The following is a 12816-nucleotide window of genomic DNA, read 5'->3' on the forward strand; positions in this document are numbered from 1 at the left end:
ACGAAGCCCCCGGAGGGGCGGCACACCCCTAGGCGCCCTTAATCAGCTGTCGGCGCCCGGCTTGAGCAGGCCCGTCTCGTAGGCGGCGGCGACGGCGGCCGCACGGTCGTTGACCTCGAGCTTGGCGAAGATGTGCAGCAGGTGCGTCTTCACGGTGGCCTCGGTGATGAACAGCCGCTTGGCCACGTCGCGGTTGGTGGCGCCCCGGGAGATGAGCGACAGGACCTCCAGCTCGCGGCGGCTGAGAGGCTGCTGGCGCGGCGCGCGCAGCTTCTGCGTCAGCACGCCGGCCACGGAGGGGGACAGCACGGTCTCGCCGCGCGCCGCCGCCTGCACGGCGCGGCGCAGCTCGGCGCGCGGGGTGTCCTTGAGCAGGTAGCCGGTCGCCCCCTCCTCGATGGCCGGCAGCACGTCCACGTCGTCGTCGAACGTGGTGAGCACGAGCACGCGGACGTCGGGCGCCTGCTCGCGCAGCCGGCGGATGAGCTCCGCGCCCTTCATCCTCGGCATGCGCAGGTCGGTGAGCACGACGTCGGGATTGGTGCGCTCCACCACAGCCAGCGCCTCGAACCCGTCACCCGCCTCACCGACCACCTCGAACTCGTCGTCGGTGAAGATCCCGCGCAGCCCGTCGCGGACGACCGGGTGATCGTCCACGATGATCAGCCGAATCGGCATGTCTCACCCGGCGTTTCTGGATCGGTCGGATGGCTCGAGGCCCATTTCGGCGGGGATGGCGGGAACGGTGGCGCAGATGCCGGTGCCCTCGCCGGGGGCCGACTCGATCTGGAAGTCGCCCGCAAGCCTGGTCACGCGCTGGCGCATGGACAGGAGGCCGAAACCGCCCGTCTCGGAGGCGGGCGCGGCCGGCAGGCCGGGTGGCCCGGGGGCGAAACCGGCTCCGTCGTCGCGTACGTCCAGCACCACGACATCTTCCATGTACGACAGGGTGAGGGCAACTCGTCCGGCAGAAGCGTGCTTGGCGACATTCGCCAGCGCCTCCTGCGCCACCCGCAGCAGGGTGATCTCCACCTCCGCGTGCAGCGGCCGGGCCTCGCCCGTGACCTCCAGGGACGAAAGCACGCCGCTCGCCTTCGACCACTTGCCGGAGACGTCCTGCAGCGCGGCCGGCAGCTGCGACTCTGCCAGCGGCGCGGGGCGCAGGGCCTGCACCGACCGGCGGGCCTCCTTCAGGCTGTCCCTGGCCAGCGTGCGAATCGTGTCAAGGCGGGCACGAGCTGCCTTGACGTCGTCGAGCGCCTCCTCGGCGGCCTCCACCTGGGTGACGATGGCGGTCAGGCCCTGCGCGATCGTGTCGTGGATCTCCCTGGCCAGGCGCTGCCGCTCCCCGAGCATCCCGGCCTCGCGGGCCCTGTTCAGCAGCTGGGCCTGCAGGTTGGCGTTCTCCGCCGCGAGGGCGGCCAGCCTCGCGCCGGTCTCCTGGAGCTGCGCGATCATCACCCTGCGGCTCTCGTTCTGGTCGGAGATGGTCTGGACGACCAGGCCGACCGCGGAGGCGACCAGCGCGGCCACCAGGAACGAGAAGAGCATCTGGCCCGGGCTCCGCCCGGCCTCCGGCCGCATCGAGACCAGCACCCCCGCGGTCGCGGCCACCCCGGCGTAGGCCCACCAGCGGGGCAGCAGCGCGAAGGACTGGATGAACACCGCCGGACCGGCCACCGTGAACACCGAGTCGATGCTGACCAGCGCCCCGATGGCGGCGAGCAGGACGGCGAAGTAGGCGAGCGCGACGAGGTGGTGCTTGATCCACTCGGGGTGCGCGCCGACCATGAACCAGTGCCAGGCCATCGCGAACAGCGCCAGGACCAGCGTGTCCGCCCGCCAGTTCTGCAGCAGGGAGAAACCGGTCGGGAGCAGGATGAACAGGTAAGGCAGGTAGGGCCAGACCCGGTCCCATCGTGAAGGGCCGGGGCCGGTGGAGGTGACCACCGGCCCCGGCCCTTCGCGGTCGACGCTGCTCACCACCGGAAGGTCCTGATGGCGACACCGCCGGCGACGAGGCAGATCGCGAGCATGACGGCCAGCGAGATCGGGGACATCGCGCTGCCCTCCCAGCCGGCGCGGATGGCCTGGACGGCGGGTGCCATGGGGGTCAGGTCACCGATCGCCTGCATCGAACCGCCCATGCTCTCGCGGGGGATAACGGCGCCGGAGATGAAGACCATCGGGAAGAACAGGCTCAGCCCGATCACGGTCGCGCCGCGGCCGGAGGGCACCACGGCGCCGAGCAGGAAGCCGATGGCGCTGAGGCTCAGCGCGGCGAGGATCCACGCCACGACCACGCCGCCCACGTTGGCGGGGACCGAGGCGCCGAAGACGAAGAAGCCGATGGCAACCAGCAGCGCCGTGCCGAACACGGCCAGCAGCATGTGAGCGACCCACTGGGCGCCGAACAGCATGCCGGGCGAGGCCGGCGTGGCCCGCAGCCGCTTCAGCACCAGGCGCTCCCGGTACTGGGCGACCGTGGCCGGCAGGATGACCAGCGCGGCCATGCCGATGACGAAGGTGGTCAGCATCGGCACGTTGGCGTCCGCCAGCGACAGCCCGCTGGGAAGGGAGCCGCCGTTGCGCAGCTTGACGCAGAGCATGATCGCGGGGAAGGCCAGCGCGAAGAACGCCGACATCGGGTCCCGTGCGATCAGCTTGAGCTCGACCGCGATGACCTGAGTGATGCCTCTCATGCCGCCTGCCCTCCCGTCAGAGCGAAGTACGCGTCCTCGAGCGATTCGGTACGGCCCTGGGCCTTCAGCTCGCCCGGGGTGCCGTGGGTGATGACGCGGCCCCGGTCGATGATCGCCATGCGGTCGCACAGCGCCTGGGCCTCGTCCATGAAGTGGGTGACCAGCACGACAGTCACCCCGCGGTCGCGGATCTCGCGGACCAGGCCCCACGTCATGCGGCGCGCGGAGGGGTCCAGGCCGGTGGTGAGCTCGTCGAGGAAGACGACCTCCGGGTTGCCGACCAGGGCCAGCGCGATGAACAGGCGCTGCTTCCAGCCGCCCGACAGGCTCCTGAAGCTGGAGCGCTGCCGCTCGGTCAGCCCCCACTCGTCCATGAGCGCCCTCCAGTCGGCGGGCTTGTCATAGAAGGAGGCATACATCTTCAGCGCCTCGCCCACCTTGAGCGCGTCCGGCAGGGCCGCCTCCTGCAGCTGAACGCCGATGCGCGGAAGGAGCCGGCTCCGGTCGGTCTGCGGGTCGAGGCCCAGCACGCGCAGCACACCGCCGTCGCGCTGCCGCAGGCCCGCCATGCACTCCACGGTCGTGGTCTTGCCCGCTCCGTTGGGGCCGGCGATCCCGAAGATCTCGCCCTTTTCCACCCTCAGGGATACGCTCTCGAGAACCTGCTTGTCTCGGTAGCTCTTACTCATACCCTCGATTTCGATGACTGTCATGTTTACAGAATCATCGGTGGCCGCGACTTTCGACATCCTCCGAACGGTTGATAGGGGGTCAGCTCCTTGATTTGGGGTCCGACCTGCGGCTTAGGCGTATGACCAGGTGAAACCCTAAATAGGGGTGTCGGCGGCGGAGCCGATCCCCAACCCTGATGGGTATGAGCGATACAGCGGTGCGCGTACGTGAGCTGCGCAAGAGATATGGCGACGTGGTCGCCATAGACGGCGTCGACCTGGACATCGCCAGGGGTGAGGTGTTCGCGCTCCTCGGCCCCAACGGCGCGGGCAAGACGACCACTGTTGAGATCCTCGAAGGGCACCGCCGCCGTGACGCCGGCGACATCAGCGTGCTCGGCGAGGACCCCGGCCAGGCCGGCCGGGCCTGGCGCGCCAGGCTCGGCATCGTGCTGCAGTCGGCCACCGACGCCGCGGAGATGACCGTCCGGGAGATGGTGCATCACTACGCGACCTACTACCCGAGCCCGCGTGACCCCGACCACGTGATCGAGCTCGTCGGGCTCACCGACAAGGCCGACGTCCGCACCCGCCATCTCTCCGGCGGCCAGCGGCGCAGGGTCGACGTGGCGCTCGGCGTCGTGGGCAATCCCGAGCTGGTCTTCCTGGACGAGCCCACCACGGGGTTCGACCCCATGGCGCGCCGCCAGTTCTGGGACCTGATCTCGCAACTGGCCGACGAGGGCACCACCATCCTGCTGACCACCCACTACCTGGACGAGGCCGAGGCGCTGGCCGACCGGGTGGGAGTGATCATGGGGGGCAGGGTCGTCGCGCTGGGAGAGCCGGCCACGCTGGCCGGCCGCGCGCAGGCGATGGCCACCGTCAGCTGGACCGGCCCGGACGGGGAGCGCAGCGTGAAGACGGCGACGCCCACGCAGGTCGTCGCCGAGCTGGGCCGCCAGTTCGAGGGGGAGATCCCGGAGCTGGCCGTGACCCGGCCGACCCTCGAAGACATCTACCTCGGCCTGATCGGAGACCAGCCGTGACAACCACGATGTCGAGACCGACGACCCGCATTCCCGCCGCGGGCTCGGCGGGCCTGCCCAGCGCCTGGAGCCTGGCGTTCAAGCGCGGCGCGTTGGAGCTCAGGAGCTTCTTCCGCACCAAGAGCCAGTTCATCGTCATCTTCTCGCTCCCGGCGATCATGCTGATGCTGCTGGGCGCGATGCAGATCAACAAACCGGCCATCGCCGGGATCACGGGCGCCCAGATCCTCACGGCGGGCATGATCGGCGCCGGCGTGATGGGCACGTCCTTCCAGAACCTGGGCATCAACATCGCCCTTGAACGCCATGACGGGACCCTGAAGAGGCTCTACGGCATGCCGCTGCCGCGGATGGCGTATTTCGGTGGCAAGGTCATCCAGGTCCTGGTGTGCATGATCGCCGAGGTCGCCATATTGGTCACGGTGGGAGCACTGCTGTTCGGCGTCCAGGTGCCCACCTCGCTCGACCGGTGGCTGACGTTCACGTGGGTGCTCCTTCTCGGCGGCACGGCCTGCGCGCTCCTGGGCATCGCGGCCGGCAGCCTGCCGAAGTCGACGCGCGGGGCCAACGCGGTGATCACGCTGCCCTTCCTCATCGTGCAGTTCTGCTCCGGCGTCTTCATGCCCTTCTCCGACGTGCCGGGCATTCTGCAGTTCTTCGCGTCGCTGTTCCCGCTCAAGTGGATCACCCAGGGCATGCGCTCTGTCTTCCTGCCGGAACACGCGGCGGCACTGGAGCCCTCCGGCTCGTGGCAGCATCCGATGACGGCCATCGTGCTCGCCGCCTGGTGCGTGGGCGCGCTGCTGCTGTGCCTGAAGACGTTCCGCTGGACGGCCAGGGACAACTGACCTCGAACCCTCGTGACGGTGGCGGGTCATCTGAACGCCACCGTCAATCGCATGCCCGGCACCTGTGCCGGGCTTTCTGCGTCGGTGGCTCCGCACACGTCGCCGCCGGGGGCTGCTCCGGATCGGGAGCCGTCCACGCGCCTTGCGGACCCGGGAGGGAAGGCGCGGGAGCGCGGGCGCTGAGAGGGACGAGCGCGAGGAAGGGCCGCGCTGAGAGGGGCGGGCGCGCGTGGCGCGGCGCCGCCGTACCCCGGCCGGAGGTGCGAGGTCGGGCGCGGCAGGCGTGTGCCGCGCCGTCCGGCCGGGTCAGGCCTTGACGGGCTGGGCGGCGGGGCGCCTGAGCGCGGGGCGGCGGCGGGTGGCGGAGCCGGTGGCCTTGACGATGGCGGTGACGATGAGACCGTCCTGGGCCTTCCACGTGCCGGAGAAGCCCATCAGCTGCCGGCCCTCCACGTGCGGCCCGGTCACCAGGAGCCGGGCGGAGAACGTCCCCTGCACCGGGTTGAAGGTGAGGATCGCGTCCTCGAAGTCGAGCCACCGCTTCGCCAGCGGGAACCAGGCCTTGTAGACCGACTCCTTCGCCGAGAACAGCAGGCGGTCCCATGCGACGTCCGGGTAGTCGGCGGCGAGCGCGCTCAGCGACTTGCGCTCCTCCACCAGGGAGACCGCTTCCAGGACGCCGTACGACAGCGGCTGGTTGGGCTCGGCGTCGATGCCGATCGTGATGGTGTCGGTGCCGGGGCTGACGACGGCGCCGCGGTAACCGGCGCAGTGGGTGATGCTGCCCACGAAGCCCTTCGGCCACTGAGGTTCACCGCGCACGCCCGGCAGGATGGGCTGCTCGGGCAGGCCGAGCAGCCCCATCGCGGTCCTCGCGCACATGCGTGCCGTGGCGAACTCCTTGCGCCGGCTCTCCACCGATCGGCTGATCACCTCTTCTTCCCCAGGGAAGAGCACCGCGTCGTGGTCGTCGAACGTGTCGACCGCCACCACCCACGGCGGGAGGATGCTCCCGATAAATGCATTGGTGTTCACAATTCCACGCTAGGCAGGGCCTTCGCGGAAGAGAATGTCCGGGCGCTTCTTCTCGGGCTCTCCGGAGACGGTTGCGGGGTGAACCTACCCCGGGAAGGGGGTCCGATTTATTCATATATATGGCGGTTGAAGGTTAGTTGTCGGATCGTGTCCGTGATGGTGTGATCAGTGAGGCGTCGATCGCCCGGTTGACCGCGTCGATGCGCGAGGCGGCGCCGAGCTTGACGAAGATGTTGCGCAGGTGGCGCTTCACCGTGGCTTCCGTGGTGTTGATGCGGGCGGCGATCTGCCGGTTGCTGAGCGCCTGCGCGGCCAGTTCGAGCACCTCCCGCTCCTTGCTCGTCAGCACCTCGGACGGTGAGCTCTCCATCTGGGCGAGGCTCTCGCGGGAGACAGCGAGCACGACACGCTCCGGTTCGTCGTGCACGCTCCGGATGGCCGACACCAGCTCGTGCCAGTGGACGCTCTTCAGCAGGTATCCGCGGATGCCGGCGGCCAGGAGCCGGTGCAGCAGCTGCGGTCCGTCGTACATGCTCAGGATGATGATCTGCGTGTTCGGCGACTGGCTTCGCAGGCGCGTCACGGTGTCGGTGGCGGAGTCGCCGGGGATCTCCACGTCGAGCAGGAGAATGTCCGGCTTCTTGTCGGCCACCATGCTGAGCGCGCCGCTGGAGGTGCCGGCCTCGCCCACCACGACCAGGCCTTCCTGGGATTCGAGGATCTCCCTGAGTCCCTCGCGGAAGAGCGCGTGGTCGTCCACGATGGCCACTGTGGTCGGTTGCTCACTCCTGATCATCGAGTCGCCTCTGGATGGGCACGGCGAGGTCGACCCTCGCCCCCTTGCCGGGTTCGCTCGCGATGGTGACCGTGCCGCCGAGCAGCTGGGTGCGTTCCCGGATGGAGGACAGGCCCAGGCTGCCCTTGGGCGCCTGCTGGTTCGGGTCGAAGCCGCAGCCGTCGTCGATCACGGAGGCGATCAGCTCGTGCGGCGCGACGTCGATCCTGATGAAGATGGTCGAAGGGTCTCCATGGGTGAGCGCGTTGCGGGCCGCTTCGCGCAGGATGAGCAGGCACTCCTCGCTGACGATCGGGGGCGCCCAGCTCTGGTCGCCGTTGACGACGAGCTCGACCTGCACGTCGTCCGTCCCGATCACGTCCAGGTAGCCGAGCAGGCCCTTCTCGAGAGTCCTCCCGTCGGGAGGATGGAGGTCGGAGGTCACCTGGCGCAGGCTGCACATCGTCTCCTGGATGGCCTGCTGCGCCATTTCCAGCTTGGCCAGCGCCTTGGCCGGCTCGGTCGGCCGGTAGAGGTTCGACAGCTCCAGCTGGCGCTGGGCGACGCTGAGACTGTGGCCGATGCGGTCGTGTAGCTCCCTGGCGATCCGGCGGCGCTCGGCCATCTGCGCCTCGGTCACCTGGTTCAGCAAGAACCCGGTGTAGCTGCTCGAAGCCTCTCTGATGCGCAGGGAGATGCTCTGTTCCAGAGCCGTCACCACGAGCCTGAGCAGCCGGGCAGCCTGCGTGTCGTCCTGAAGGCGGTGACTGAGAGTAGTGAAGGCGGCGCGGAAGAAGACCGACGCGGCCAGTAGGGATTCTCTCGGATGGATACCGGCGGACGCTCTGGCCACGCCGATGTCCCAGGACAGGAAACGGGACGTCTCATCGTCGAGCAAGTGGCCTGCCCGCAGCGTGCCGGCCATCTCCGTCAGGATCTCGCCCGCGTTCGCCATGACCTGGGCTTTCGTGTGCTGATCCCTGATCAGTACGCTGCCGATCGAGGCCAGTCCCTGCTCGTACTTGCTCAGTATGTCGGCTCGACACTCCTCGATAAGATTCGCCGTTCCCGTGGCATCTTGCTGGCCCCTTTGCGCAATTTCTCCCACCACGTCCCCTTGGAAATGCACGAATGCTTACATCTTGGGTCAACACTGATGAGTAGGCAACTGTATGAACATAGGCCCCCATGCGCCGCGGGCCTGCGCCCCGAGCTCGCGAGCCCTGTGACCAGTGAGAACGCGTGCGACGTGGGAATGTCAATATTTCGTGACTTAGGGTGCCCTGTCTTGGGGCGGCTCGGCGGGGCTCCGGAGGCCGGTGAGGCGAGGGCGATCTCGTGCTCACCGTCCAATAGGGGTTGTTTGTGAGATGTGAAGCTGCGACGGTCGGTAAGGCCGAGATCGACATGAGCATGGCTCGCATTAGCCCTGCCCGGCTAATGTTGACTGGCGGGTAATAAATGATTCAAGCGCTTTGCCGGACGGCCGCGGCCGCCGCCCACCCCTGCGCCGCGGGACCCCGGACGGCGGCGCAGGGCCTGGTGCCGCACCGAGGTGACCGTCCGGCGGATCGACTCGGACCGCGCGCTGGTCCGAAAGTTGGAGACGATCTGGTCCGTGTGGAGCGGCGGGCGTTATTAAGGATAAGTCATATTGTGGGCACCCCGAACTGACACCTAACGTGATGACCGTCAACCCATAACCGGGTACGGAAGAGGTTGAGGGTCATGCGGCAAGTCCGACGGATCGTGAAATCGAAGCCGAAAAAAGAGCTAAATGGCTCCCTGGACCTCAGAACCCCTTCCGGCCGGAAATTGCCTTTCTAAAAGGGGTGTCCATCATGGGGCTGTACGAAAGAGACACCGCCATGGCCTCCATGCAAGGTCTCCTCGCCGAGGCCGTGGGCGGCAAGGGCCGGGTCGCAATGGTGACGGGAGTCGTTGCGACGGGCAAGAGCGAGCTCCTGCACGCCTTCGCCGAGCAGGCTCTGGAGCGTGGCGCGCTGCCGCTGGTGGCATCCGCCACCCGGGCGGAGAGCGACCTGCCGCTGGGCGTGCTCGGCCAGCTCTTCCAGAACACGCCACTACAGGAAGACGTACGCGCGCTCGCGGCTGACCTGCTGCGAGAGGGCGCGCAGATGGCCTCCCCCGCGAAGGGGGAGAGCTTTGAACAGGTGGACGCCCAGATCGTGCACTCGCTGTGCGCGGTGCTGCTCTCGCTCGCCGAGCGCCACCCGCTGGCGATCGTCGTCGACGACGTCCACCTCGCCGACAGGGCCTCGCTGCTCTGCCTGTCCTACCTGGTCCGCAGGGCCAGATACTCCCCGCTCATGGCGGTGTTCGGCCAGGCCGACTACCGGCCGCACACCCACGGCTTCTTCGCCACCGAGATGCTGCGCCAGCCGCACTGCACGCCCGTGAGGCTGGCGCCGCTGTCGTACGACGCGGTGGCCGGCATGGCGGCCGAGCACCTGGGAGAGGCGGCGGCCGAAGCCGTGGCACCGGACTGGTACGCGCTGAGCGGCGGCAACCCGCTCCTGCTCAGGGGCCTGGTCGAGGACTTCGGGACGAGCGGCGGCGCCCCCGCCGAGCGCTACGGCGAGGCCGTGCTGTCCTGCCTGCACCGGGCCGACCCCGAGCTCCTGCAGGTCGCCGGCTGGCTCGCGGTGCTGGACGACGAGGGGCTCCTGCAGCGCCTGGTCGACGCGGACGGCACGACGGTGGCCCAGGCCACCCGCTGGCTGGAGACCGCCGGGCTGCTGGAGTCGGGCCACTACCGGGCCGAGATCGCCAGGCAGACGGTGCTGGCCGAGCTGGGTGACGAGATGCGGCGCAGCGTGCACCACAGGGCCGCCGAGCTGCTGCACCTGGAGGGGGCCGACGATCTCGCGATAGCCGAGCACCTGGTCGGCGCCGACGCCACCGACCTGCCGTGGGCCGTCCCCGTGCTGGAGGCAGCGGCGCTGCACCGGCTGGACGACGGGTTCGTGGACGAGGCCGTCGACTACCTCAAGCTCGCCTGGCGCTGCTGCACCGACGAGCGGCGGCGTACCACCATCGCCACGCTCCTGATGCGCGCGGAGTGGCGCATCAACCCCAGCACCCCGGCCGAGCACATCGCCGAGCTGACCGACGCCCTGCGCAACGGCACCCTGCGCGGTAGCGACGCGGTCGTCCTGGCCAGGGCGCTGCTGTGGCACGGCAAGGTGGACGACGCCTGCCAGGTGCTCGAACACCTGAAGGAGAGCGGCGACACCGAGCCGCAGACCGTGGCCGAGCTCGTCGGCACCCGGTTGTGGCTGCGCGCCTCGGCGCCGCCGTTGCTGGCCCACGTCGACAGGGCGACCACCGAGCAGAACAAGGAGGCCGTGTTACCGGTGCGGGTGAGCCGGCGGCTGGAGGCGATCAACGCCCTGACCTCGGTGCTCACCCGCGGTCCCCGCGAGCGCACCCCGACCACGGTGGAGCGGATCCTGCACAGCTCGCGCCTGGACGAGATGTCCATGGACACGGTGGAGAGCTCGCTGCTCGCGCTCACCTACGGCGGCTGGCCGGACAAGGCGGCGCCGTGGTGCGACGCCTTCATCGAGGAGGCGCAGTCTCGCAGCGCGCCGGCCCGCCGGGCCCGGCTCACCGCGATCCGCGCTGAGATCGCCATGCGGCGCGGCGATCTGGAGACCGCCGCCTCGTCCGCGCGCCTGGCCCTGGAGCTCATCCCGCCGGCCAGCTGGGGTGTGACCGTGGGTTCGCCGCTGGCCAACCTGATGCTGGCCGGCACGGCCATGGGTCAGTACGACCAGGCGCTCGCCCAGGTCAACACCGCGGTCCCGGAGGCCATGCTGCGTACCCGGTTCGGGCTGCACTACCTGCACGCCCGCGGGCGCTACCACCTGGCAGTGGACCATCCGGCGGCGGCACTGCGGGACTTCCGCTTCTGCGGCGAGCTCATGGGCGAGTGGGAGATGGACACACCAGGCTTCATCGCCTGGCGTGCCGACGCGGCGGAGGCGCTCATCCGGATGGGTGAGCACGACGAGGCCCGTGCCCTGGTCGAGGAGCAGCTGTCGCGCTGCGGCCCCATGGCCTCGCGCACGCAGGGGATCGCGCTGCGCCTGCTGGCCGCCACGAGCGAGCTCCGGCACCGGCCCATGCTCCTGCGGCAGTCCACGGACCGCCTGCAGGCCTGCGGCGACCGCTACGAGCTGGCCCGGTCGCTGTTCGACCTCACCGAGGCGTTCCACAGCGTCGGGGAGTTCCGCAGGGCGGGCATCATCGCCAGCCGTACGCGCATCCTCGCGCAGGAGTGCGGCGCCCAGCCGCTCAGCCAGGCGCTGACCGGTGACGGCTCCTCCGGCGGCGACGGGCAGAACGCCGAGATCAGCAAGGTCGTGGCGATCCTCAGCGACGCGGAGCGCCGGGTCGCGGGCCTGGCCTCCGTCGGCTACACCAACCGCGAGATCGCGGCCAAGCTGTTCATCACGGTGAGCACGGTGGAACAGCACTTGACGCGCATCTATCGCAAGCTCGGAATCACTCAGCGCTCCGATCTCCCCACGGATCTGGAGCTGAGCCCGGCCGTCCGGTAACCCTCCCAATCCTGCCCACCACGCGGAGTCCGCGTGGTGGGTAGCTCCATTAACTAGACGTATAACTGATCGTTGCGTTCTGTGTCATACGGGATAAACGGGAAAAATTCTCCCCTTATTCGCCTGCCCGTAGGGGAGATAGGGGTTGTGGCACAATCACGGCCCGCCGATCGTATGTATAACGTGACGGTCAAATGGAGGGGAGTGTCGTGGACAGCAGAAGGCTGGGCGATGCGGGGCTGATCACCTCGTGTCTGGGCTTCGGGTGTCTGGCCCTCTCAGGCGTGTACGGCCACGTGGATCGCGCGGAGTCCCTGGCGTTGATCCACTACGTTCTCGACGTGGGCGTGACGCTGCTCGACATGTCCGACGACCACGCCGACGGCGAGGTCGAGCGGCTCGTCGGCGAGGCCGTCCGGCCCTGGCGCGACGACGTGCTGCTGGCGACGCGGACCGTCCAGCGCGGCACCGGCTGCGGCGAGCTGGCGCAGGCGTGCGACGCCTCGCTGAAGCGCCTGGGCGTCGACTACGTCGACCTCTACATAGCCCGCCCCGAGGAGCCGTCCGTGCCGGTCGAGGAGACCGCTCACCAGCTGGCCGACCTGGTGACCGCGGGCAAGGCCCGCCACGTCGGCCTGTCGGGGGTGACGGGGGACGAGCTCCGCCGGGCGCACGCGGTCCACCCGATGGCCGCCCTGGCGATGGAATACTCCCTGTGGCACCGTGCGGTCGAGCTCGACCGGCTGCCGGTGGCGCGCGAGCTCGGGATCGGCGTGCTGGCCTGCCGGCCGCTGGGCCGCGGCTTCCTGACCGGGCGGAGCCTGTCGCCCTCGCGGCTCGACCCGGCCGACCCTCGCCGGGCGGATCCCCGGTTCTCGCCGCACAACCTCCCGCGCAACATCGAGCTGCTCCGGCGGGTGCAGGCCGAGGCGGCGAACATGGATGTCAGCACGGGCCGCCTGGCCCTGGCCTGGCTGCTGTCGCGGGGGCCGGACGTGGTGCCGGTGCCCAGCACGCGCGACCCGGTCCACCTGGAGATGAACGTGGGCTCGGTCAGGCTCCGGCTGACCGAGGCGGTGTGCCGGCGGCTGGAGGAGGCCTTCCCGCCCGGCTCGACCGGCGCGGACTGCGCGCCCTGATCTGCCGGTCC

11 protein-coding genes are annotated in these 12816 nt (G+C 69.4%); 4 read left to right on the forward strand and 7 right to left on the reverse strand.

Annotation, left to right across the window (positions count from 1 at the left end):
• Positions 1-42: 42 nt before the first annotated feature.
• Genes ACFKCF_RS53525 through ACFKCF_RS53540 form a run of 4 tightly spaced genes read right to left on the reverse strand, consistent with a single transcriptional unit; the run spans position 43 to position 3415 of the window.
• Complete coding sequence (locus tag ACFKCF_RS53525; protein WP_364758878.1) at positions 43-678, reverse strand: response regulator transcription factor; 636 nt, start codon at positions 676-678, stop codon at positions 43-45.
• 3 nt (positions 679-681) lie between these two features.
• Positions 682-1983, reverse strand: a complete 1302-nt coding sequence (locus tag ACFKCF_RS53530) for a sensor histidine kinase (RefSeq protein ID WP_394504121.1) — start codon at positions 1981-1983, stop codon at positions 682-684.
• Positions 1980-2702: an ABC transporter permease gene (locus ACFKCF_RS53535; RefSeq protein ID WP_394504123.1), complete on the reverse strand. Its 723-nt coding sequence runs from the start codon at positions 2700-2702 to the stop codon at positions 1980-1982. Before ACFKCF_RS53535 ends, ACFKCF_RS53530 begins: the two co-directional genes overlap by 4 nt.
• On the reverse strand, positions 2699-3415 hold the full coding sequence (locus tag ACFKCF_RS53540; protein WP_394504125.1) for an ABC transporter ATP-binding protein: 717 nt from the start codon (positions 3413-3415) through the stop codon (positions 2699-2701). The genes ACFKCF_RS53535 and ACFKCF_RS53540 overlap by 4 nt, the downstream gene beginning before the upstream one ends.
• A gap of 161 nt (positions 3416-3576) precedes the next feature.
• Between ACFKCF_RS53540 and ACFKCF_RS53545 the strand changes: the two genes are divergently transcribed.
• Both ACFKCF_RS53545 and ACFKCF_RS53550 read left to right on the forward strand, forming a co-directional pair.
• Positions 3577-4422, forward strand: coding sequence for an ABC transporter ATP-binding protein (locus ACFKCF_RS53545; protein WP_394504126.1), 846 nt, complete (start codon positions 3577-3579; stop codon positions 4420-4422).
• A gap of 8 nt (positions 4423-4430) precedes the next feature.
• On the forward strand, positions 4431-5270 hold the full coding sequence (locus ACFKCF_RS53550) for an ABC transporter permease (protein ID WP_394504128.1): 840 nt from the start codon (positions 4431-4433) through the stop codon (positions 5268-5270).
• 306 nt (positions 5271-5576) lie between these two features.
• On the opposite strand, the gene ACFKCF_RS53555 is transcribed toward ACFKCF_RS53550, so the two are convergent.
• The 3 genes from ACFKCF_RS53555 to ACFKCF_RS53565 form a co-directional block, all read right to left on the reverse strand.
• Positions 5577-6305: a 4'-phosphopantetheinyl transferase gene (locus tag ACFKCF_RS53555; protein ID WP_394504129.1), complete on the reverse strand. Its 729-nt coding sequence runs from the start codon at positions 6303-6305 to the stop codon at positions 5577-5579.
• A gap of 133 nt (positions 6306-6438) precedes the next feature.
• On the reverse strand, positions 6439-7101 hold the full coding sequence (locus ACFKCF_RS53560) for a response regulator transcription factor (protein ID WP_185067983.1): 663 nt from the start codon (positions 7099-7101) through the stop codon (positions 6439-6441).
• Positions 7088-8035 (reverse strand): sensor histidine kinase, encoded by a 948-nt coding sequence (locus tag ACFKCF_RS53565; protein WP_394504131.1) that lies wholly within the window; start codon positions 8033-8035, stop codon positions 7088-7090. Before ACFKCF_RS53565 ends, ACFKCF_RS53560 begins: the two co-directional genes overlap by 14 nt.
• An 886-nt stretch (positions 8036-8921) precedes the next feature.
• On the opposite strand from ACFKCF_RS53565, the gene ACFKCF_RS53570 reads away from it, so the two are divergent.
• On the forward strand, positions 8922-11666 hold the full coding sequence (locus tag ACFKCF_RS53570) for an AAA family ATPase (protein ID WP_394504132.1): 2745 nt from the start codon (positions 8922-8924) through the stop codon (positions 11664-11666).
• A 209-nt stretch (positions 11667-11875) separates the two neighbouring features.
• Positions 11876-12805 (forward strand): aldo/keto reductase, encoded by a 930-nt coding sequence (locus ACFKCF_RS53575; RefSeq protein WP_394504133.1) that lies wholly within the window; start codon positions 11876-11878, stop codon positions 12803-12805.
• Positions 12806-12816: the final 11 nt, after the last annotated feature.

It is taken from the genome of Nonomuraea sp. JJY05, from assembly GCF_043496855.1.
Taxonomy (GTDB): domain Bacteria; phylum Actinomycetota; class Actinomycetes; order Streptosporangiales; family Streptosporangiaceae; genus Nonomuraea.

Bases quoted from the DNA above. Each gene is read 5' to 3' on its own strand.
- ACFKCF_RS53565 (WP_394504131.1), bottom strand. From the start codon at position 8,035: ATGGCGAACGCGGGCGAGATCCTGACGGAGATGGCCGGCACGCTGCGG.
- ACFKCF_RS53550 (WP_394504128.1), top strand. From the start codon at position 4,431: ATGTCGAGACCGACGACCCGCATTCCCGCCGCGGGCTCGGCGGGCCTG.
- ACFKCF_RS53560 (WP_185067983.1), bottom strand. From the start codon at position 7,101: ATGATCAGGAGTGAGCAACCGACCACAGTGGCCATCGTGGACGACCAC.
- ACFKCF_RS53535 (WP_394504123.1), bottom strand. From the start codon at position 2,702: ATGAGAGGCATCACTCAGGTCATCGCGGTCGAGCTCAAGCTGATCGCA.
- ACFKCF_RS53545 (WP_394504126.1), top strand. From the start codon at position 3,577: ATGAGCGATACAGCGGTGCGCGTACGTGAGCTGCGCAAGAGATATGGC.
- ACFKCF_RS53570 (WP_394504132.1), top strand. From the start codon at position 8,922: ATGGGGCTGTACGAAAGAGACACCGCCATGGCCTCCATGCAAGGTCTC.
- ACFKCF_RS53540 (WP_394504125.1), bottom strand. From the start codon at position 3,415: ATGACAGTCATCGAAATCGAGGGTATGAGTAAGAGCTACCGAGACAAG.
- ACFKCF_RS53525 (WP_364758878.1), bottom strand. From the start codon at position 678: ATGCCGATTCGGCTGATCATCGTGGACGATCACCCGGTCGTCCGCGAC.